This is a genomic window from Shewanella sp. SP1S2-4 (genome assembly GCF_031932075.1).
In the GTDB taxonomy this organism is placed as follows: Bacteria; Pseudomonadota; Gammaproteobacteria; order Enterobacterales; family Shewanellaceae; genus Shewanella; species Shewanella baltica.
The window spans coordinates 200,818-222,796 of sequence record NZ_JAUOET010000002.1 but is presented as its reverse complement, the minus strand read 5'-3'; the positions used below and the strand labels follow the sequence as shown (position 1 = coordinate 222,796).

Sequence of the window (21,979 nt, the reverse complement as noted above, 5' to 3'; positions counted from 1 at the left end):
GCAGTAAAAGGTAAATTTTAGCGGTTCTCTTCAAGACGCAGGCGTTCGGCGATCCGGCTATAGATCAGCATCATTTCCGCCAGCGATCCCACTTGCATACCTTTCATCAAATTGGCGCGGTGGATCTCGACCGTACGCATGGCAATACAGAGGCTATCGGCGATCTCTTGGTTCTTCAACCCTTGGGCAATCAGGTTGAGTATCTCCCGCTCCCTTGGCGTGAGCGCTTGATAAGTCTCAAGATACTGATTGTCTTGATGATGGGCCTTAGTATGCTCCAGTGCTTTTAGTACCGCTTCGGCTAACTTAGCGCCATCGGCGGGCTTTTGGAAAAAATCCACCGCACCGAGTTTGAGCGCTTCTACCGCCATAGGCACATCGCCATGGCCGGTGAGATAAATCACAGCTAACGGACTATTTTTGGCGACTAATTCAAGATGCAACTGCGGGCCGCTCAAGCCCGGCATACGCACATCAACCAGCGCACAACCCGGCAGGGTTAAGTCAACTGCGGTAAAAAAGGCTTCGGCGCTATCAAAGTCAGTGATCTTGAGGCCATAACTTTCGAGCATAAAACGCAAAGAACGACGCACTGAGTCATCGTCATCGATTAAATACACAGGTAACTCAATACTCATTAAAGTGCTCCATTAGATTCAGGTTTACGCGGTATAGCCACCTGCGCTTGGCAACCGCCACCCATAGCGCTTTCTAGGCTAAACGTCCCGCCATGGCTCTCGGCAATATCGCGGCAAATCACTAAGCCTAAACCTAACCCCTCTGATTTAGTGGAATAAAAGGCTTGCATCAGCAGGCTGGCGGCTTCGGTTAAACCCGTGCCATTATCCGTGACTGTCAGCAAGAGTGTGCGTTCTTGGTAGCGAAGATCGATATCGATCGTCGGCGCATAGGGCTTTTGCGTGATGATCTGTTCTGTGCCACTGGATTCAAGCTCTAGCCGCTGAACACAGGCATCGGCGGCGTTTTTTAGCAGGTTGAGCAACAACTGCTGCATGCCGACTTCATCGAGGGACTGTAAATAGGGCTCGCCGCTCACATTCACGGCAAGATTGATTTGATGTTGTTCAAACTCATAGGCGAGCAGCGGCACAGTCTCATTGACCAGCTCATGCAAGTACAAAGGTTGTTTCGACACAGGCCGCTTCTTCAACAGGTTGCGTAAACGGCTGATAATGCTGTCGGCCCGTGTAACTTCCTGCTGGATCAACGTCAATACCGATTGCAATTCCTCAGGGCTAGTCCCCCGTTGTAATCGCACTTCGGCGCCATGGCAATAATGGCCAATCGCCGCCAAAGGTTGATTGAGTTCATGGGAGAGGCTAGCGCCAAGCTCGCCAGCAATCGCGATACGCTGGGCATGTTCCAGTAACGCACGGTTTTCATTGAGCTGGCGCTGAGTGTTTATCAACTCGCGGCCGCGACGACTAAAACGATACTCCAACCAGAAATGGTACGCATTGAGTAAAACCAAAATCCCTAACGCAAACCAAGCCCATTGTTGATGTAACTTGACCCACTGCCACGCCCTTTGCCACCAAGGTGTTTGCAAGGGATGCATGTCGAGATCTTTAAGTAACTGATCGATCGCCAACTGACTCACGGCCGTGGTCCAACCCGCTGAATCGGAAGACTTAGCGGCGAGGTGATCTTCGGGCAGTGCCAGCAGCGCTTGGGTCACGCTTTTAGCTAGAGATTGCGAGGCGCGATTGGTCTTCGCCATGGACCAGTTGGGATAGAGACGAGTCGAGACTTGGCAATGAAATCCCACCGGAGTTTGGTTATCGAGCACCCGATAATGGCCGATATTAATCAGCCCTTCTGCCTGCATCTGTTCAAGCTGACACACAGGCACCACAGCCGAATCCAGCCGATTATCTTTCGCCGCATCATTACCACTTTTTTGATCATCTAACTGATACAACAAATTATCTAGCGGGAACCCCAGCGGAATAATCTCACCCACAAAGCGAGGCAAATCTATGCCCTTTAGCTGCGCTTCGTACACTAAGGTCAAGTAACCGCCGAAGGCATTTTTCGACACTATCCCGAGCCGACGTCCTTTGAGATCAGTTAAAGTTTGATAGGGAGAATCGGCGCGTACCACCAGCGCCGAACCCACTTGCATCGCCGCGCCATTATTTAACGGGCTGCGCAGGGTCGCCAACCAAGTAAGGGAATATTGCCGCGCCAGCAACACGGATTGCCCTGGGTTGGTGATCACAAAATCGAGCCCTTGGGTTTCAACGCCCTTGGCTAACTCATCGAGGGAGAGAGGATGTAACCTGAAGTAACTGTTGGGAATTTGGGTTTCGAGCCAACCCATTAACGGCTGCCAGCGGTTAATCGTCGCCTTATAACCGCGGATGGCTAACACGCCCACATCGACCACTTGATAACCGGGCTCTTCGGTAGCGACTTGAGCTATAGCCTCTGCGTCCATTACATCCGAAGGCGCGCTTTGATTCTGCGGCTCGGCGGCAAACACGTTTGCCGAAGCGAGCAAGCACCCTAACGCCACGGCTAGTGCCATCCTGAAAATCATTCGTGTTGTCACCTTAGTTGCAATTTGCCCCTGAATCGATAACGGCCGCTTGAGCGACATAGCTGAGCTAAACACTGTTTTCATCATCCTAAATAACGTGAAGTGCAATCCTTTATCCCCAATCACTCAAATTCAACTCAAGCTCAACTCAAGCTCAACTCAAGCTAAAATCCAGTTAAAAGTAGGTCCAATTCAAATTGAAAGCAGGCCAAACTGAAGTTTAAAAGCCGTAAAAAATAAAACCCTATCATTTTGAAGGCTATTCTAACGGATATTTGTTGCGCTAGATCAAACCCACGCCTGATATGTGGAAAACCACTATAGTTATGCCGCCTCGCCTTTTACAGAATGCCTGTAAACCTCGCCATAAACCTTAACGCTAGGTCTATGAGCCAGTTTATTCGCCATCTGCAAGAGTGAAGGAAATCTGTATGGACAAGAGTAAACGTCAGTTTCTCGGCAAAATGGCCAGCGTCAGTGTTGGCGCCGCACTCATCCCTGTGGTGCAAGTGTATGCACAGGATGATAAGCGCAGCCCTCAAGTGCACAGTGCCAGCGAAGGCCAAGTGGGTAAACGTTACGGCATGGTAATTGACTTGCGCCGCTGCGTGGGCTGCCAAGCCTGTACCGTCGCTTGCACTATCGAGAATCAACCGCCCCTAGGGCAATTTCGCACCACAGTGCAGCAGTATGAAGTCTCGCAGCAGGAAGATACCACCCCGCCCGCCTTTTTGATGTTGCCAAGGCTTTGTAATCACTGCGAAAACCCGCCCTGTATTCCCGTTTGTCCTACGGGCGCGACCTTCCAGCGCAAAGACGGCATAGTGGTCGTCAATAATGAATGGTGCGTTGGCTGTGGCTACTGCGTGCAAGCCTGTCCCTACGATGCCCGCTTTATCAACCACGACACTAATACCGCCGACAAATGTACCTTCTGCGCCCATAGGTTGGATGCGGGATTACTGCCCGCCTGCGTCGAAACCTGTGTGGGAGAAGCCCGTGTGATTGGCGATCTTAACGATCCCCACAGCCAAATAAGCCAACTGCTCGCCACCAATAAAACCGATATCAAGGTACTCAAACCGACAGCCAACACTGCGCCACGGGTGTTCTACATCGGCATGAGCAGCGCTTTTGAGCACAAGATTAGCGGCCAAGCCCCCGTTAGAACCTTACTTACCGATACTGGCGAGGAGATCCACCATGGTCATTAAAGAAATCTTTACCCCAGATATCGCCATTACTTGGCTACCTTGGGCGGTGCAATACTTTTTTATGATGGGTCTGGCCTATGCCAGTGTGTGGGTCGCGACAATACACTTGTTTAGTCACGCGAAACCCGATGACAGACTGCTGAAACTCTGCGCCTGTTTAATGCTGACCGCAGGCATAGTCGCGCCTATTGCCTTGCTCGCCGATTTACACCAACCGCTGCGGGCTTGGCATTTTTATGCGCAAGTTCGCCCTGAATCTTGGATGTGGTATGGCGCCTTTTTACTGCCGGTATTCTCGGGCACCAGCGCGCTATTTGCTTGGCTATTACTGCGTCAATATCTGCCTAAGCACACCGCGCATCAAGACTCAGATTGGCTGAATAAAATAGGCCAATTATTGAGATTCGGTGATTGGAACAGTGACAAATTCATCAAGCCGATCGCGATTATCACAGCCCTAAGTGCCTGCAGTATTGCCCTCTACACTGGCATGGAAACCATGGCCATTAAGGCGCGGCCACTGTGGCATACCTATTGGCTGCCACCTTTGATGGCGATGAGCGCCCTGCTTGCTGCCTGCGGCACTTTGGCGGTATTGAATCGATTATTAAAAGGCTACCAACAAAGTACCCAAGACAAGCTATTACTCTGGGTAAGGGCCAGCTTTGGTCTGTTCGCCCTGTGCCTTATCGGCTGGGCATTATTCGATAAGGGCTCGGCCCCTGAAGCCGCGTTATTGCTTGAAACCAGCCCAAGCTGGCAACTTGCTGCAATTTGGGTACTGGTCACACTCGCCGTGCTGGCACTGATGCTCGCCATTCGTCACTTACCCAATGTTGCAATGCTAATCGTCAGCCTCACGGCCATTCATCTCGCGTGGGGATTTCGCTGGATAGTGTTAATCCAAGCGCAAACCGATCCTAAATACGGCGCAGGGACTTACCTCTATCAACTGCCTTGGGGACCCGAAGGGCTATTAGGCATAGCCGGCACCTTCGGTCTTTGGCTGGCATTAATGGCGCTGGTCTCCGAACTTATTCGCCACACGCCTACAGCAAAGCTTGCTCGCTGAGCACCCAATTAGTTTACAGAATGAAGGAGTCCATCATGGATAAGAGTAAACGTCGTTTTATCAAAGGGGCCGCTGTCACGGGTGGTGTGGGATTATTTGCTGCGGGTTATAGCCATACGTTAGCGCAAATGGGCAAAGGTGTCGTCAATGGCACCTCAGGAAAACCGACCCAAGATCCGCTGCATGGCAATTCCTTAGCGCCTGAATACAAAGTCGATTTACAGTCAGGTCAGCTGATCAGCAATGACGATCAGCGCGTCGCCAATACTATGTGCTTAGGTTGCTGGACCAAATGCGGCGTGCGCGCTCGTATCGATCAAAAAACCGATAAGATCATCCGCATCAGCGGTAATCCTTATCATCCGTTGTCATCGCGGGAACATATCGATTTCGATACGCCAATCAAAACCGCATTTGTCGGACTAAGCGCCTTTCAAGAACAAGGTCTACAGGGGCGTTCCACCGCCTGCGCTCGCGGTAATGCCATGCTAGAACAATTGGATAGCCCACACCGCGTTACCCAATGTCTTAAGCGCGTGGGTAAGCGCGGCAGTGGCCAATGGCAGAGCATTAGCTTTGAGCAGTTGCTGAATGAAGTCGTCGAAGGCGGCGATTTATTTGGCGAAGGCCAAGTTGAAGGCTTAAGAGTAATTCGAGATATCGCCACGCCGCTCGATGCCAATAATCCAGAATACGGCCCTAAGGCCAACCAGTTACTGGTCTCAAACGCCTCCGATGAAGGCCGCGATGCCATTATCAAACGTTTTACCTTCAACAGCTTTGGCACCCGCAACTTCGCCAACCACGGTGCTTATTGCGGGTTTACCTACCGCGCCGGCGCCGGAGCCTTATTGGATGATTTGAAAAAATACGCCCACTTAAAACCCGATTGGGACCATAGTGAATTTTTACTCTTTATCGGCACGTCGCCGCAGCAATCGGGCAATCCCTTTAAACGCCAAGCGAGACAACTGGCTAACGCGCGGGTGAATAACAGCAATTTCAGTTATGTGGTGGTGTCGCCCATGCTGCCCAATACTTCGAACCAACCTTGCGCGGGCAACAACACTTGGCTGCCGATCCGCCCCGCCACCGACTCAGCTCTCGCCATGGGCATGTTGCGCTGGATTATTGATAACCAGCGCTACGCCGCCGATTTTTTGAGTGCGCCCAATGTCGATGCCGCAAAAGCATCAGGTTACCGTGGCTTCAGTAACGCAGGATTCTTGATCGTCAGCGAACCTACCCATCCAAGATATGGCCAATATCTCTTTGCCAGCGATCTTGGCTTACCTTTCGACGGCAAAGCCTACGGCGAGCAAGACTCGCAGTTGGTTGTCGATGCCGCGAGTGACAAGATAGTTTTGGCGAGCCAAAGTCAGAAAGCCAAGCTCGACGTTAATCAAAGTGTCGACACACCTAAAGGCACGATTGCGGTTAAATCTAGCTTCCAACTGTTAAGTGAAGCGGCGCACAGCTTCGAGATGGCACACTATGCCAAGGAGTGCGATATCAGCGAAGCGCAGATTATTGCTCTCGCAGATAAGTTTACCAGCCATGGCACTAAGGCCGCGGTGATCTCCCACGGCGGCACGATGAGCGCCAATGGTTTCTATAGCGCGTGGGCGATCATGATGCTCAACGCTATGATAGGCAACATCAATTTGAAGGGCGGCGCATTAGCCTCCGGCGGTTCATTCCCCGCCTTTGGTAAAGGCCCAAGGTATAATCTGCAGGAGTTTGACGGCATGGTCGAGCCTAAGGGCGTATTCCTATCGCGATCTAAATTCCCCTACGAAAAAACCTCAGAGTATCGCCGTAAAGTCGAAGCGGGCGAATCGCCTTATCCCGCCAAGGAGCCTTGGTTTCCGATTTCATCGCCCTTATTGGGCGAACATTTAACCGCGGCGGTGCACGGTTATCCCTATCGACTCAAAGCATGGATTAACCACATGGGCAATCCGATTTATGGTCAAGCGGGTTTAGGGGAAGCCATTGGTGAACAACTGAAAGATCCTAAGGTGCTGCCACTGTTTATCAGCATCGACAGCTTCATCAACGAAACTTCGGCGCTGTCGGACTACATTGTGCCCGACACGTTAACGTACGAGTCTTGGGGTTGGACCTCAGCATGGCAAGGCACACTAACCAAAGTTGCCACAGGTCGTTGGCCGATTGTCGAGCCAAGAGTCGCGAAAATGGCCAGTGGTGATGTGGTGTGCATGGAGTCTTTCTTGAGCCAAGTGGCGATGAAGTTGCAACTACCCGGCTTTGGCGAAAATGCCGTTAAGGCCGCCGATGGCAGCTTACATCCGTTAACGCGCGCAGCGGATTACTCACTTTACGGCGCTGCCAACGTGGCCTATTTAGGTAAAGCCGTCGCCGATATCAATGCTGAAGACATGTATCTTAGCGGTGTAAGCCGCATTCAAAGTGAACTCAATACCAGACTCACGCCTGATGAAGTCAAAAAAGTCAGTTACTTATTTGCTCGTGGAGGCCGTTTTGAAGAAATGCGCGGTGCACGCGATGACGCGGGGAATCCGAGTAAAGTCTGGCCTAAACCTATGATGCTGTGGAATCCCGACGTCGGCAGTCGTCGCAATAGCTTAACGGGGGAATTTATGAGTGGTTGTCCGCGCTTATATCAACCCGCCTTGGCCGATGGTACGCCGCTCGATAAGGCGTTTGATAAGTCACAGTGGCCTTTGCTGATCAGCAGTTACAAGTCCCATACCATGAGTTCTATGAGTATTGGCTCGGATCGTTTACGCCAAGTACACCCTAATAATCCGGTGCGACTGAACGAGAAAACCGCCACTCGCCTTGGCATCAGCACGGGCGACACGGTAAAAATCAGCACGCCTAACGGCAGCGTGATCGCTTTAGTGGAATGCGTTGCCGGAGTGCACCCAGACTGCATCGCTATCGAACACGGTTATGGCCATAAAGAACTCGGCGCGCGTGACACTGTGATTGACGAGATTAAAATCGTCGCCAATCCGCTGATCCGAGTCGGGATCAACATGAACGACTTAAATCTGTTCGATCCCAGTCGTCACGGCCGCTATCCGCTGGTAGACTGGGCAAGTGGCGCCTCGGCAAGACAAGGCCTACCCGCTAAGATTGAAAAACTTAGCTAACCGCCGAGCATAGATAACGCTTAAGAAGCTGCCCTTTGGCAGCTTTTTCTATGGCATTCATTCAACCTAACTAACCCGAATCGCATGCTAAAATTCGTTATCCGCTCAGCCGCTAAGTCTGGTCGGGCTAAAACCAAAGCCTAGTCAAGCTAAAACCAAAAAAAGTGATCTTCTTTTGCTCAATTTAGGTATATAGATCCCGATCACGTGTTTCATAGAAATAAACCACACATTAAAATCACAGCTATATTTATCTGTATATCCAGCTCGTTATATCGAGCTTTCAATAAAGACCAGCGGTTTTTGAGTCAGTTAAGCTCATCAGGAGTATCTCAGTGTTCAATTCTTCATTACGTAAAAGCCTAGAAGTGAGCGAAAACAAGCGCCAAGAAGCGGAGTCGGTCATAGACGCCATTAATCAAAGTATTGCCACAGTAGAATTTACGCCTGATGGGAAGATTCTCGATGCGAATGCCTTGTTTTTAAAAGTAGTCGGTTATTCACTTAATGAAGTTGTTGGCCAACACCATAAGCTGTTTTGCTCAGCGGCCTATGCTAATTCTCCTGCCTACCAACAATTTTGGAGTAATTTAAAAGCCGGTCATCCGCAGGAGGGGAATTTCGCGCGAGTGAATAAAAATGGCCAAGAAATCTGGCTGAGGGCGACTTACTTCCCAGTAAAACAGGCGGGAAAAGTCGTGAAGATAATGAAAACAGCTTCTGAAATTACCCAAGATAAGCAACAGCTTGACGATCAAGCCGCCATCTTTGATGCCCTAAATCGCTCCCAAGCCATTATTGAATTTACCCCAGATGGCACTATCCTGAAGGCAAATGCCAACTTTTTAAAAACAATGGGATACAGCAAAGAACAGCTCTTGGGCAAACATCATAGAATTTTCTGTTTCGATGAGTTTTATCGACAAAATCCACACTTTTGGGACGAGCTTAAGCAAGGTCGCTATAGCAAAGGGCTATTTGAGCGCAAAAATGCTTATGGCGACTCAATTTGGCTGGAGGCGGCTTACAATCCCATTATGGATGAACATGGAAAGGTCGTTAAAGTTGTTAAGTTCGCCAGTGATATCAGCAAGCGGATCGAGCAAAGCCACGCTGTGCGTGAAGCCGCAAATATTGCGCTCACAACATCGCAACGCACCGTTGAGCAAGCGGAACAAGGCGTTAAGTTGCTTAATGCGACCGTCAATACCTCCAATGCCATTGCTGAGCAAACCCATAAAACGACTCAGGCGATTACTCAATTGAATGAGCAATCCCAAAGTATTCAAGCCATAGTCGCGACCATTAGCTCGATTGCCGATCAAACCAATTTGCTGGCATTAAATGCCGCGATTGAGGCCGCGCGTGCGGGTGAACAAGGCCGAGGTTTTGCGGTTGTCGCCGATGAAGTGAGGCAGCTCGCTTCCAGAACCAGTAAATCAACCAGTGAAATTGCCGCCGTAGTCACTAAAAATACCCAGCTCACCACAAGTGCAACAGACATGATGAACGAAGTTGAAGGTATCGCACAGGAAGGGAAACAACAGCTAGCCGAGGTCACTTTGGTGATGGGAGAAATACGCAACGGGGCAGAAAACGTCTCACAAATCGTCTCTCAACTTTCAATCAACGGCCATTAATCCCCTCGCATTTCATCGCGCTATCAAGGATTGAATGGCGCTTTATCTGCAGACAAAAACGCCATGTGATTGTTCCGTCAATCAATAATCAGTTTTACTGCCTTCATAGGTGGCGCACATTTGCTGCGCCAGCGCCTCGTCATAAGGACGTAATCCACTCATGACTAAAGTTTTGATACCTGTGCCGACTAAAGTATCGCCACTGTGTAATTCAAAGTGCAGTGTCACATCGCCACGTTTACCATCGATTTTTAAATCTTGGTCAACGAGCGATAAGGTCACTTGCACAAAATCGAGGGTGGTTAAGTCAAACGACATGCTTTCGTAAATCACTAAAGGTCGGTCTGGGTTGATCATCACTTGATGTTGTTTCATCAAAGGGATCAGGATATCGATAAAATTATGCCCAGAGAAAGCAACATATTGACGAATAAAGGATTCTGTCTGCGCATCGCAACAACTTACATCGCCTTGACGACTCACATTAAGATAGGTTTTTTCGCGGCCATCGCGAATCGAAAAACTCTCGCTCACTTGTTCCGGGAATTGCAGTTCTACACTCGCGCCCACCATACCCGCAAAGCTAAATTTCATGCTCTGACTCAGGCCATATTGAGTCAATACTATGGCAAACAATAAATCTCCCGGCACGCAAAAGCGTTTTGCGCCCACATTGTGTATGGGATTAAAGTCCTGCGCAATTTTCTTCGCGAAGTCGCTGGCTTGTTGTGCGGATACGGAAATGGCTTGATTTTGCTCGGAAAAATAAGGCGCTAGAAACATATAAACTCTATTTGTAATAACTCAATACAGGGATGGATAACAAAATTATCACGAGTCTACCTTAAATTAGGTATTTAACTCACCCGATGACTTGATCCCACGGAAGATGTACAAAGTAACACCATGCCCACATTTGTAAAGCCAAACAAATTACAAGGATATTAACTTAGGTTAACAGGCTAGCGCCTTCCATTGAACAAGGAACAAATAGTTAGACTTGTTTAAATTCACGCTTCAATTGAAAACTATCGTCAGTGACTAGCTGCTCTAGCACTTCGACACGCTGACGCAAGGTAGCTAACTCGGCCCGCAAGGCTTGATTTTCGGCCTCTTGCTCACGGCTCGACACTCCTTGCTTGTCGCGGATTTTCATAATCGCCACCACATATCCGCCAACAATGGCGAGTATCGGGATAAGTAAAGCGAGGGCTCCAGTATTCATAGTCATTTCCTTTATCTAGTGGCGTTATTGTTATCAGGCTAAAAACTCAGGCTTATTTCGACTCTAGACATTAATCAAAGTCAGAGTATGGGCATAAGTATGCGCAAAATAACCCTAATCCACCAGTGACAAAAGTCATGAGGTTTGGCTAAGGGTGCATCATTCCTTATCGAAGCTATCCACCACAATGGCGCCCATAGAGGCTGGCATAGTGATGACGATGATCCGTTTGATCGAGGTCAGCGGGTCTTCAAAGAATGGCACTTTATCGAGGCACAGCAGGACGAGGAAAACCACCAGCGCAGTGAGCAAATACGCCACCACGATACGGAAAATAAACACAGGGACTCGGGCACTAATATTTTGCTGGAACACACTGTGGTAAGTAAAAACCCCTAGAAATAACAGCGATAAACTAAAGAGCATGGCGATATTGAGCACGGGCAAGGTTTCGCCGAGATGCCAGGCTTCCTCAGAAAACGCCACAGGCACCGCCAGCGCAAATGCCCCCACGCAAACTTGGCTCGCATCTTCGGTATTAAAACTAAAGGTCATGCTCATCGCTCCTTAATATTCCAATCCATTTGATTAGCCGAAAATAACGTTCGGCTAAGACGCGCTACATAAGGGCTTAATCCTGCAGTATTAAGTGCGATAAAGCACTTTAACCACATGCCAGCCAAACTTAGTTTTAACTATGTGCGGCACTAATAACTCGCCCGAAAAAGCCACTTTATCAAACTGGGGCACCATTTGGCCTTTTTTAAACTCGCCTAAATCGCCGCCTTTTTTGGCCGAAGGGCAAGAAGAAAAACGCTTGGCGAGTACCGCAAAATTAGCGCCATTATTCAGCTGCTTAACTATATCCTCAGCCTGCTCTTTGTGTTTCACTAAAATATGCACGGCGGCAGCGGTTTTAAACATGTTATTTCTCACTTTGGGTTAACGACCTAGGCTAAGGGAAGATGGCGTCACGCGTGTACTCTCGATAACGCCATTTCCATTCGCATAGGTTCTACTACTTAAGATTTTATATTCAACGCACAAATGCGTGAGTGATTGGTCGATTATCAAGCCTATTGGCCGAGTATTTTCTGCCACCATTGCAAAGGCTCGCCGCAATTATTCACCGGACGATAAGTCGCGGTTAATGCCGGAAGCGCATCAACATTGCTGCAATCCGATTCCTTCGCCACGCCGGTATCTCGGTCAAAAAAGCCCTTCACGACGCCATTCACTTGGATAGAACGCAAACTAATAGGTGGACGTTCCTTTAAGAAGGCAAGATACACGGCCATGGCGCCACTGCTGCCATACAAGCTGGTTTTGCCGTTATCATCACGCCCCACCCAAATGGCAGCAACATTACGCTCATCAAAGCCCGCAAACCAAGAGTCGCGGCTATCGTTACTTGTGCCTGTTTTACCCGCCAGTCCAACGCCTGGGAAGGCATTGCCTAAGCGCGTCGCGGTACCCGTATTGACCACTTGCTGCATAGCGTACTGGATCAAAAAGTCAGTATCGGGTGAGATGGCTTGCTCTTTAGGTAATCGCGTCACGGGCAATGGATTTTTATCAGCATCCAACACAGCCGTCACTGTGGTTAATTTACGGTAAACCCCGCTATCGGCTAAGGTTTGGTACACCTGCGCCACCATTAATGGCGAGCCATTGACGGCGCCAAGTAACATAGAAGGATACTCGTTTAACGGCTCCTGCCAGCCCGACTTAGCCAAAGTTGTCGCGACGGCATCCACGCCCACCGCAATCCCAAGATTTACTGTCGGGACGTTCATCGACTTTTTCAGCGCCGTTAACAAAGGCACTTGGCCGCTGAACTTCTTATCGAAGTTTTGCGGTGACCATGTCTTACCTTGCTCACTCTTTAAGGTAATAGGCTGATCTTTAAGGGGAGTCGCTAAGGTAAATTGGCTATTGGGTGCCAGTGCCGTGGCGTACACAAAGGGCTTAATTAACGAGCCAATCGGACGACGAATTTCAACCGCACGGTTAAAGCCATCAAATCCAGGGGTTTTATCGCCGACCATTGCCGCGATACCGCCCGTGTATTTGTCGGTCACCACCATGCCTACCTGCAATGACTTGTTGCTCTTATCTAAGCTCTTAAGGGTTTGAGTCACCGCAATTTCGGCGGCTTCTTGAGCCATAGGATCGAGCGTGGTATAGATTTTTACCCCAGATTGCTTCAGTAACGCCTCGCCATAACGCTCGTTCACTTCCTGTTTTACTAGGGCGAAGAAGGAAGGTAATTTCTGGTGTGCGGGTTTATTAAGATTACGGATCGCCAGAGGTGACTCTACCGCCGCCTTGTACTCGGCCGTGGTTAAATCGCCCGCATCCATGAGTAATCGCAATACCAGATCGCGACGCTCTTGAATGCGATCCGGATATCGCCATGGATTGTAGTAAGACGGTCCCTTAATCGCAGCCACTAAAAATGCCTGCTGGGCGATAGTCAACTCACTGATAGGACGGCCGAAATAGAAACGCGATGCCAAACCCATACCATGAACGGCGCGGGATTTATCCTGCCCCATATACACTTCGTTAAGATAGGCTTCGAGGATTTCGTCCTTGCTGTAACGAAAATCGATAATCACTGCCATCAAGGCTTCGCGCACCTTACGCAGTAAAGAACGCTCACTCGATAGGAAAAAGTTTTTCGCTAACTGCTGGGTTAACGTCGAGCCACCTTGCACTGTGCGACCGGCGCTAATGTTTACAAACGCGGCGCGCGCAATCGCGAAAGGATTCACCCCATGATGTTCGTAAAAGCTACGGTCTTCCACCAGCAGTAACGCCTGCACAATCGACTTTGGCATTTCTTCGGTCGGCACAAACAACCTGTCTTCGCCGTCGCCAGTAATAATGCGATCGAGCAACACAGGCTCAAGATGGAATACGGCAAGCTGGCGTTTGTCCGACACTCGGGTGACTGAACTGACGCCATTGCTGTCGAAGCTTATCATGACTCTTTGTTCTACTTGATCGCCTTCAGGATGCAGGAACGGTCGACGCCACAATTCGATACGAGTGCTCGATGCCGAAAACTCACCCACTTGGCGTGGGTTAGCGACTTTGCGATAGCCGAGCAACTTAAGCTCAGCCATCATTTGTGGATGGCTGACCGCCGCGCCGGGATACAGCGCCATAGAACGGCTGAACACCTGCGCGGGCAAGTGCCATTTTTGACCTTCAAATTTTTGCGCAATAATTTGATCGAGATAAATACTGTAGAACGTCACTACAGCTAATCCGGCTAAGGCTAATTTCCAAGTGATTGACCACATTCGTCGAAATAAACCGCGGCCATTGTTGGCCCTACGGGAAGCGGGTGTTTTTTTTGTCGTCTTAGTCGTCATATCTACTTCATCATTCATGCATTTAAAGACATCAGCCACGATAGCAAGCGTGGTGCGAATCAGGGCGTGTTTTCACGCGATTTAAAAACCAGTGTCACTGCTATGGCTGAGCTAAACCCAAGGTTTTCTTCTTGGTAAATTTTGTTGGTAGTGTATTCACAGGATCGTCCGGCCACAGATGTTTTGGGTATCGGCCGCGCATTTCCTTTTTCACTTCCACATAAGGTCCCTGCCAGAAACTAGCTAAATCCGCCGTCAAAGCCAATGGACGTTGAGCGGGAGAAAGTAATTCCATTGTCACCTTTAGCTTGCCCTGCGCCAGCATAGGGCTTTGTGCCATGCCAAAGGTTTCTTGCAGACGCACCCGCAGCAGCGCACGCCCAGACTCATCGTATACGATTGGCGCAGAGGTACCGGTGACTAACGGCCAAGAGGTTGGCAATAATTCGTCCAGTCGCTGTTTCTGCTGCCAGCTCAAACAGTTTGCCACAAAACCAAAGCAATCGAGCTTAACTAATTGCGGCAGATTATTCACATTTTCGAGGTAAGGCGCCAGCCAAGTTTCTAGGCTCGCTAATAACGCCCCATCATCGACCTTGGGCCAGTCACTGCCCGCATCGAACTCAGTCGCAAGTTTAAGCCTGTATTGAAACGGCTCTAAGTTAGCGTTCCAATTGAGAATTTGTAATCCTTGCTGGCGAATATAAGCTAGTAAGGCCGCGACAATTTGCTTGCGCTCAGGCTTAGCAATGGTCTCGGTTTTCACTAAAATTTGTCCGACCTTGTATTGGCGCTCGGCAATCACTCGGCCTTTGCCTTCATCCCAGCCACAGATCTCGTGGATTTCCAGCAAGTCTTTTAGCTCGCTATCGAACAAGCTCGGCTGAAGCTGACTCGTCAAGTAAATCCGCCCAGCGTTTCTGCCTTCAGTTTCTTGGAAATCCGCCACCACCATCCAAGGCGTTTGCGACAAGGCATCTTCGGCTGCTAACACCACGCCAGTCCCATTGGCTAATTGATAACCCTCAACGCCTCGGGCTTTGGCGATGCGATCTGGATACGCCAGTGCCAGCAATAATCCCACATCACTGTGGTGAGCATGGGTCGCGACCTTCACTAAGTCAGCAGTTAAACCGAGCTTTTTCTGCCACTGTTTTGCCTGCTGTCCCGCTTGCCCCTGACAGGCAAAGTGCAAGTAATTCATGATATCGGCGCCCTTTTTAGGCAAACCGCGCGCTTCTAAAATCCCCGACAGCAAACAGGCCAAACTGCCCAATTGCGCAGTTTGCTCATAATCAGCGCCTAAGCTTTTCGCGCCCAATAACATATGGGCAAGCCTTGGGTGACACCCTAGCTCATAGGCCGCTTTTCCGTGGGGAGTCAGTTTATTTTGGCCATCGACCATGCCTAAGCGCTGCAGTAATTGCCACGCCAGCGCCTCATTCACACTCGGTGGCGGCGTTAACAACATCAAGTCACTGAAAGATTTTGCGCCCCAATAAGCACAATCGTGGGCCATAGCCACCAGATCCGCTTGGCTGATCTCGGGTTCATCGGCCCTGAGCATGCGGCCATGTTCTTCTTGGCTCCACAAACGCACACATATGCCCGCAGATAAACGTCCGGCGCGGCCACTGCGCTGAGTCGCCGAGGCTTGGCTAATGCGTTTTAAGCCTAAACGAGTGACGCCAGTTTTAGGGTTGAAACTGGCCTGACGTTTATAGCCGCTGTCGATGACAAACCCTATACCTTCAATGGTTAAGCTCGATTCCGCCACGTTAGTCGCTAGCACGATTTTGCGCCTGCCGTCCGTAGTTGCCGCAATCGCGCTATCTTGCTCTGCACCTGAAAGCTCACCATAAAGGGGGCAAATCAGAAAAGCATCATCCGCTAAACGCTCACGCAGATACTGCTGCAATCGTGATATTTCGCCTTTTCCGGGTAAAAACACGAGCACGGCATTATTGCTAGCCGTTTTATCAACACCGGCGCTACAGGCCGAGACCAGATCGAGCACGCAGCGGCCAAGATGATCGATCCAATGCTGCTGCGTCGGCACGGGGCGATATTCAACCTCAACGGGAAAACTACGGCCTTCACTGTGTAAGGTCACAGCCTCTGGCATGAGTTCAGCTAAGGCAAGGCCAGATAAGGTGGCCGACATGGCTAATATCTTTAAATCGTCCCGCAGTGAAGCTTGCACTTCGAGCGCTAAGGCGAGGCCTAAATCGGTAGTGAGGTGGCGTTCATGAATTTCATCGAAGATGATCATCTCAATCCCAGTTAACTCGGGATCTTGTTGGATCATCCGCGTGAGTATGCCTTCGGTGACAATCTCTAAGCGGGTATTAGCGCTGACTTTAGCTTCACCGCGCACGCGATAGCCCACTTCTTGCCCCACCTTTTGCTGGCGACAATGGGCAATATAGTGCGCCACACTGCGCGCAGCGACACGCCGCGGTTCGAGCATTAAAATGCGTCCGCTGATTTCTGGCCAATCCAACATAGCCAAAGGTAATGCGGTAGATTTACCCGCACCTGTCGGAGCCTCGAGGATCACTTGAGCGTGACGAGAAAAAGCCGCACGCAGCGGTGCTAATAAGCTATGAATAGGTAGAGAGTTCAAGAAAAAGACATCAGCGGCCAACACAGGCCGTCAGTGTACTAACAATCGACGGTGAGTACCATTTCACTGCAACATAATCCGGCTCGGCAGATAAGTGTACTGAACACTAGAGTTGTGGATAGGCGGCAAAGGTCTCACGTTTTTCGAGCCAAGGCTGACTGAGTCCAGACTGTAATTCAGCTAACCGTATCGGTTTATTGATGGCGTAACCTTGGGCATAGTCGACGCCAAGGGTTTGCAGTTTCCGGCCAATATCTTGGGATTCGACAAATTCGGCAACCACATCAAAGCCCATATCTTGGCCGAGTTGGCAGATAGATTTAACGATCGCCTGATCCGCACTGTCTTCGCAGATGTTCACCACAAACTGGCCATCCACCTTCACAAAGTCCACATTAAGGCGCTTAAGGTAGGCGAAGCTAGAAAAACCAGCCCCAAAGTCATCGAGGGCTAACTTGCAATTGAGCGGGCGCAGTATATCGAGTAACTTTGTCGCTTGATCGAGCTGACTCACGGCCGCGGTTTCAGTGATTTCGATGCAAAGCTTGTCCACCAGCTCAGGTTCGGCCATTAAACGCATTTCTAGCCAGTTCATAAACTCATGGTCGCCCAAAGACGTCGCTGACAAATTCACCGACACGAGATCCAATTGCTGCCAGATATCTAAATGGCAACCGCCCCACTTGAGCAAGTTATCGATCACCCACAAGTCGACCTTAGAAGCTAAGTTATATCGCTCGGCGGCGGGCAAGAAAATGGCTGGAGACACAATCGTGCCGTTGGCCTGCACCATACGCAGTAAGATCTCTAAATGCAGACCAGACTCCTCGCGGTTTAATGGTACTATGCTTTGAAAATAAAGCTCAAATTGGTTTAACGCCAGTGCGCCGACTATGTCCACCGACGCCATCATCTCGGTATAAAGACGGTTCATTTTAGGATCGCTCGCACTGTATAAATGCCAGCCATTACGGCCTTGATCCTTCGCCAAGCGACAAGCAGCATCGGCCTGACTCATCACGGTATAAATGTCGGCGGCTTTTTTATCGAGTTTAGCAATCCCCATGCTGACACTGACATTGTGGCTGCGACCTTCCCAAATAAATTCATGATTCGCCAATTGGGTACAGATACGTTTTGCGATTTGTTTTGCCGAGTCCACATTGCAGTAATGCATCAAGATACCAAACTCATCCCCCCCTAAACGGGCGACGATATCGCCCTTACGCACGAGCTGTTTTAAGCGTAAGGCCACTTGGCAAAGCAGCTTATCGCCCGCCTGATGGCCACTGATATTGTTGATGACTTGGAATTGGTCTAAATCGAGAAACGCCACGCAAATGGGCATATCGTCGTGGGCGTGCAGCAGGTTTTCTAATAGGGCTTCGAAATGCAACCGATTGGGCAATCCTGTGAGCGCATCATAATTGGCATGGAACGACAGCTCATCGGCTAGGCGATACTTCTCGCTGACATCTTCGGCAATCATGACTAAGGTATCTTTATCGCCACTGATCTGGCTAAAACTGAGTTTCAACCAAGCCAATTGATGGATAGATTTCAACGGTAACTCACACCAAGCCTGACCAAGCACACCTTCACGTACCACATGCAAGGTATCGGTTAACATGGCATGTTCTTCCTCACGCACCATGTCGAATAAATCATAACCATGTTGGATTGGCAGCGTTTGCAGGGCGACTTTATTGAGCATAGTCAATTGATTATATTTATCTAACAAGGCGCAGGCTAAGGGTAACTGATTGAAGACTTCACAGTATTTATGCTCACTGGCGAGCATGCTCAGAGCGATACGCGTCAGTTCCATCGCCGAGCCAATCATCACAGCGGCGTGGTTGAATTCCTGAATAAACTCTTCGCTCCATTCGCAACACTCGGAGCAATTCACCGCGCCCAGCGCGATACGCGTTTCGCCAAATACCACAGGTGGCAATACCAATAGACTCTTCACGTCCCAGTCCCTTAATAGGGCTCGCTCGGCCTGCGCATCGGCAGGCAAGGTATTCACATCGGGCAGATTTAATAGTCGCGGGGTGCGGACAAGGGAGCGAAAAAATGGCATGCGTGCTAAGGGCCAGACTCGGGTTTGTTGGCCTTTGGCAAATTGGGGTTTTAGATACAAATTACGCGTGCGTAAACGATCCAGAGACTGGCTGCCGGTTAATACAAATACCCCGTCACAATGCAGCTGCAATGTAATGGTTTCAAGTGCTCGGTCAACATTTTGCTCTAAGGTTTCTAGCGGAGACTCACTAAAAATACTCACCAAGGCCTGTTGGAGTGGATTTGCTAAACCTACTAACATGAAAAGTGACTTCCTTACCTAAAAATCCATTTAAGGTATTATCGACGTATATTGAGTATAGGCCCACAGTGAATTAAACGTCTGCTTGAGTCGTAAATTAGCCGATAAATTCAACAATTAGATTAACGCTCAAAGACGCTAAACGTCAAAGTGTTCCCAGAGATAATCCGTGTTGAACGCCACAAAGGACGATAAACCGATGCAACAAAGGCTATTTCTCGGCTTCGCGCCTACCGCTGCACAAATGACAAGGCTGAGTGATTTACAGCAGCAACTGATTTGCCACCTCAATCCGGAGGCGAAAGCGGTTAGCGTCAGTAATATGCATTTAACGCTCTGCTTTTTAGGACAAGTGGACGACGGGCAACGCATCGCCCTCCTTGATGCAATTGACCGCTTAGCTAAGCCTAGATTCAACACTCAGCTTAACCAGCTCGACTTATGGCCCAATGCCCAAGTTTGTTGCTTGAAAGGCGATGACGTTGAGCCGCCGTTAGCGCAATTAGCTAAGCAGACGCAAGCAATCGCAGGCCGCCTGCAATTGCATAGCAGTGAACACCACTTTTGCCCGCACATCAGTTTATTTAGGAAGGCTAAAGAATGGACGCTAAATGAGTCGGCGTTATTGCAACTCAAGGACATGAATACGCTAACGTTAACGCCCGAATGTTTGCATTTATATCATTCAAAAAGCACAAGCACGGGTGTGGAATATCACATCCTACATTCTTGGACGCTCGATTAGCGTGGATCAAAAACAAAAAAGCCCGAGTATTAACTCAGGCTTTATTTTCAACTTATAAATCTATGCATCAATTAACACATGAATAAACCAATAGAGCTTAATTAAAGGGCTCCTATAACCAATGCCTTATTCGAGTAAACGTAAGGTTTCGCGATACGCACGCTTTTGCTCGTAAGTTTGTAAACGCTGCATAAATTCATCTGTCTTAGTCATTTCGGCGCTCATCTTTAACGCTTCAATTGCTTTTTGCTGCGTAGAAATTGCCGCACCAAAATCGCCGACTTCGGCATAAGCCGCAGCCAGATTATCTAAATTTGTCGGGTCGTTTTCATTCACTTTGAGCAACTTTAAGGATAACTCGACCGCTTTATAGCCATCGCGATACTCAGCTTCTGGGCAAGTCGCTAAAATCCACGCCACATTACCTAAGGCAACATCATCACCCACTTGGGAAAATTGCTCGACCGCTTTACCACAATTACGTTGCACACCATCGCCGCCAGAAGCATAAATAAAACCTAAACGGAATTGTGCCCAACGACTACCCTGCTCACTCAAGGCTCGATACCAATGCTCGGCCACGGATAAGTCTCGCTTGATTAATTGGCCTTCAAAAGACAGGTCGGCTAAGGTTTGCTGGGCTTTTTCATGTTGCTGCTCGGCGGCAAGAGATATCCAGTGCAAACCAGAGGGCACTTCTTGCGCCACAAAACGGCCAGAAAGGTACATTAATCCCAGCAAAAATTGGGCATCGGCGTCGCCTTGCTCTGCCGTCACCTGTATATGCACAAACTTACTGGCTGCGAGCTCGGCAGCAGGCTGCGGGATAGAAAATGCGTGCGCCGCAGAGCTAAGCCCAATCGTTAAGCTTAAACCTGCACCTAAAACCCATAATCTGTATTTCACTTGCTTACCTCTCTTAAAAGCGACTGCCCACAAAGTTAGCCAGAATTAACCCAATAAGTCGAGCCTAAATACGCACAAACCTCAGGATAATGGGGGACGTTGAAGCAAATAAGCGCCGAATTTAAAAAGTGAAACATCTTATACTGTAATTTAGGGGCCTGTTTTATCCATAATCTATAATAAAACGGCTTAATTAGACTGGTAAGATGTGATTAACTCGACAGAGTTAAGTGAATCCAGCGAGTTTCACGCCGATTTAGTTGACTTAAATCACTAAAGTAGCAAAATAAGCTCTAATTTTAGATGGTTAATTGCATTTATTCACTTATTCTAAAGTAAGACTTCCATCAAGTTTTTGTTAGTTTAATTGACGTAAAATGCTTATTTAGAATACTCTTACTTTCGTTTTAATCAATCGAGGAACACCAACATGGCTCTGATTGGTAAGCCAAAACCTGATCCAACTTTGGAATGGTTTTTATCACACTGTCACATTCATAAGTACCCTGCAAAGAGCACTCTTATTCATGCTGGTGAAGATTCAGATACTCTTTATTACATAGTAAAAGGTTCTGTAGCGGTATTGATTAAAGATGAAGAAGGTAAGGAGATGATCCTTTCTTATCTGAATCAAGGTGACTTTATCGGTGAACTAGGTTTGTTTGAAGAGCAAGCCGAACGTACTGCATGGGTTCGTGCTAAGCAAGCTTGTGAAATCGCTGAGATTTCATATAAGAAATTCAGACAGTTAATTCAAGTTAACCCTGAAATTCTGATGAAACTGTCTGCGCAAATGGCCTATCGCCTTCAAAGCACCAGCCAGAAAGTGGGTAATCTCGCATTCTTAGACGTGGCTGGCCGCATTGCCCAAACGCTGTTACATCTGGCGAAACAGCCTGATGCTATGACGCATCCTGATGGCATGCAGATTAAGATCACTCGTCAAGAGATAGGCCAAATCGTTGGCTGTTCACGGGAAACTGTGGGTCGTATCTTGAAGATGTTAGAAGAACAGAATTTGATCCAAGCTCATGGTAAGACCATCGTGGTATACGGTACCCGTTAAGTTAGTCTTCAGCTTGATTTAAGCCTGCCTTATTAAAGTGGCCTAGAATAAATTCTAGGCCATTTTTTAT

General features: G+C 48.9%; 16 protein-coding genes. 6 read left to right on the top strand and 10 right to left on the bottom strand.

Annotation, left to right across the window (positions count from 1 at the left end; genetic code table 11):
* Positions 1–17: 17 nt before the first annotated feature.
* Positions 18–638 (bottom strand): response regulator, encoded by a 621-nt coding sequence (locus tag Q4Q52_RS03180; RefSeq protein ID WP_311989819.1) that lies wholly within the window; start codon positions 636–638, stop codon positions 18–20.
* Positions 638–2,650 carry a PhnD/SsuA/transferrin family substrate-binding protein gene (locus Q4Q52_RS03175; protein ID WP_311989818.1) on the bottom strand — a complete coding sequence of 671 codons (2,013 nt, stop codon included), beginning with the start codon at positions 2,648–2,650 and terminating at the stop codon, positions 638–640. Before Q4Q52_RS03175 ends, Q4Q52_RS03180 begins: the two co-directional genes overlap by 1 nt.
* 344 nt (positions 2,651–2,994) lie before the next feature.
* Here Q4Q52_RS03175 and dsrO point away from each other — a divergent pair, with 344 nt between their 5' ends.
* The 4 genes from dsrO to Q4Q52_RS03155 all read left to right on the top strand — a co-directional run bounded on the left by dsrO (position 2,995) and on the right by Q4Q52_RS03155 (position 9,632).
* Positions 2,995–3,777 carry a sulfate reduction electron transfer complex DsrMKJOP subunit DsrO gene (gene dsrO / locus Q4Q52_RS03170; RefSeq protein ID WP_259582659.1) on the top strand — a complete coding sequence of 261 codons (783 nt, stop codon included), beginning with the start codon at positions 2,995–2,997 and terminating at the stop codon, positions 3,775–3,777.
* A complete protein-coding gene (nrfD, locus tag Q4Q52_RS03165; protein ID WP_311989817.1) occupies positions 3,767–4,849 on the top strand; it encodes an NrfD/PsrC family molybdoenzyme membrane anchor subunit in 1,083 nt (360 codons plus the stop codon). The genes dsrO and nrfD overlap by 11 nt, the downstream gene beginning before the upstream one ends.
* 35 nt (positions 4,850–4,884) lie before the next feature.
* Positions 4,885–7,992: a tetrathionate reductase subunit A gene (locus tag Q4Q52_RS03160; RefSeq protein ID WP_311989816.1), complete on the top strand. Its 3,108-nt coding sequence runs from the start codon at positions 4,885–4,887 to the stop codon at positions 7,990–7,992.
* A gap of 335 nt (positions 7,993–8,327) precedes the next feature.
* A complete protein-coding gene (locus Q4Q52_RS03155) occupies positions 8,328–9,632 on the top strand; it encodes a PAS domain-containing methyl-accepting chemotaxis protein (RefSeq protein ID WP_311989815.1) in 1,305 nt (434 codons plus the stop codon).
* A gap of 81 nt (positions 9,633–9,713) precedes the next feature.
* Here the strand turns inward: Q4Q52_RS03155 and Q4Q52_RS03150 are convergent, their stop codons facing one another.
* From Q4Q52_RS03150 to Q4Q52_RS03120, 7 genes are all read right to left on the bottom strand, one after another.
* Positions 9,714–10,415, bottom strand: coding sequence for a DUF3581 domain-containing protein (locus tag Q4Q52_RS03150; protein WP_006084189.1), 702 nt, complete (start codon positions 10,413–10,415; stop codon positions 9,714–9,716).
* A 211-nt stretch (positions 10,416–10,626) separates the two neighbouring features.
* On the bottom strand, positions 10,627–10,857 hold the full coding sequence (locus Q4Q52_RS03145; RefSeq protein WP_006080092.1) for a hypothetical protein: 231 nt from the start codon (positions 10,855–10,857) through the stop codon (positions 10,627–10,629).
* A gap of 159 nt (positions 10,858–11,016) precedes the next feature.
* Positions 11,017–11,412 (bottom strand): DUF2391 family protein, encoded by a 396-nt coding sequence (locus Q4Q52_RS03140; RefSeq protein ID WP_063881784.1) that lies wholly within the window; start codon positions 11,410–11,412, stop codon positions 11,017–11,019.
* A gap of 90 nt (positions 11,413–11,502) precedes the next feature.
* Complete coding sequence (locus Q4Q52_RS03135) at positions 11,503–11,781, bottom strand: peptidylprolyl isomerase (RefSeq protein ID WP_006084190.1); 279 nt, start codon at positions 11,779–11,781, stop codon at positions 11,503–11,505.
* Positions 11,782–11,933: 152 nt separating this feature from the next.
* Positions 11,934–14,258 (bottom strand): penicillin-binding protein 1B, encoded by a 2,325-nt coding sequence (gene mrcB / locus Q4Q52_RS03130; protein WP_311989814.1) that lies wholly within the window; start codon positions 14,256–14,258, stop codon positions 11,934–11,936.
* Positions 14,259–14,340: 82 nt separating this feature from the next.
* Positions 14,341–16,890 (bottom strand): ATP-dependent helicase HrpB, encoded by a 2,550-nt coding sequence (gene hrpB / locus Q4Q52_RS03125; RefSeq protein ID WP_311989813.1) that lies wholly within the window; start codon positions 16,888–16,890, stop codon positions 14,341–14,343.
* A gap of 82 nt (positions 16,891–16,972) precedes the next feature.
* Positions 16,973–19,192 carry an EAL domain-containing protein gene (locus Q4Q52_RS03120; protein ID WP_311989812.1) on the bottom strand — a complete coding sequence of 740 codons (2,220 nt, stop codon included), beginning with the start codon at positions 19,190–19,192 and terminating at the stop codon, positions 16,973–16,975.
* A gap of 199 nt (positions 19,193–19,391) precedes the next feature.
* On the opposite strand from Q4Q52_RS03120, the gene thpR reads away from it, so the two are divergent.
* Entirely contained in the window at positions 19,392–19,937 is a 546-nt protein-coding gene (gene thpR / locus Q4Q52_RS03115; RefSeq protein WP_311890140.1) for an RNA 2',3'-cyclic phosphodiesterase, read from the top strand.
* A 126-nt stretch (positions 19,938–20,063) separates the two neighbouring features.
* On the opposite strand, the gene Q4Q52_RS03110 is transcribed toward thpR, so the two are convergent.
* Positions 20,064–20,843, bottom strand: a complete 780-nt coding sequence (locus Q4Q52_RS03110; RefSeq protein WP_311890139.1) for a sel1 repeat family protein — start codon at positions 20,841–20,843, stop codon at positions 20,064–20,066.
* A 430-nt stretch (positions 20,844–21,273) separates the two neighbouring features.
* Between Q4Q52_RS03110 and crp the strand changes: the two genes are divergently transcribed.
* Positions 21,274–21,909, top strand: coding sequence for a cAMP-activated global transcriptional regulator CRP (gene crp, locus Q4Q52_RS03105; protein WP_006080082.1), 636 nt, complete (start codon positions 21,274–21,276; stop codon positions 21,907–21,909).
* The last annotated feature ends 70 nt before the right edge of the window (positions 21,910–21,979 follow it).

Coding starts and splice junctions, on each gene's coding strand:
- Q4Q52_RS03160 (WP_311989816.1), top strand. CDS start 4,885: ATGGATAAGAGTAAACGTCGTTTTATCAAAGGGGCCGCTGTCACGGGT.
- Q4Q52_RS03145 (WP_006080092.1), bottom strand. CDS start 10,857: ATGAATACTGGAGCCCTCGCTTTACTTATCCCGATACTCGCCATTGTT.
- thpR (WP_311890140.1), top strand. CDS start 19,392: ATGCAACAAAGGCTATTTCTCGGCTTCGCGCCTACCGCTGCACAAATG.
- crp (WP_006080082.1), top strand. CDS start 21,274: ATGGCTCTGATTGGTAAGCCAAAACCTGATCCAACTTTGGAATGGTTT.
- Q4Q52_RS03175 (WP_311989818.1), bottom strand. CDS start 2,650: ATGATGAAAACAGTGTTTAGCTCAGCTATGTCGCTCAAGCGGCCGTTA.
- mrcB (WP_311989814.1), bottom strand. CDS start 14,258: ATGAATGATGAAGTAGATATGACGACTAAGACGACAAAAAAAACACCC.
- Q4Q52_RS03140 (WP_063881784.1), bottom strand. CDS start 11,412: ATGACCTTTAGTTTTAATACCGAAGATGCGAGCCAAGTTTGCGTGGGG.
- Q4Q52_RS03135 (WP_006084190.1), bottom strand. CDS start 11,781: ATGTTTAAAACCGCTGCCGCCGTGCATATTTTAGTGAAACACAAAGAG.
- dsrO (WP_259582659.1), top strand. CDS start 2,995: ATGGACAAGAGTAAACGTCAGTTTCTCGGCAAAATGGCCAGCGTCAGT.
- nrfD (WP_311989817.1), top strand. CDS start 3,767: ATGGTCATTAAAGAAATCTTTACCCCAGATATCGCCATTACTTGGCTA.
- Q4Q52_RS03120 (WP_311989812.1), bottom strand. CDS start 19,192: ATGTTAGTAGGTTTAGCAAATCCACTCCAACAGGCCTTGGTGAGTATT.
- Q4Q52_RS03180 (WP_311989819.1), bottom strand. CDS start 638: ATGAGTATTGAGTTACCTGTGTATTTAATCGATGACGATGACTCAGTG.
- Q4Q52_RS03150 (WP_006084189.1), bottom strand. CDS start 10,415: ATGTTTCTAGCGCCTTATTTTTCCGAGCAAAATCAAGCCATTTCCGTA.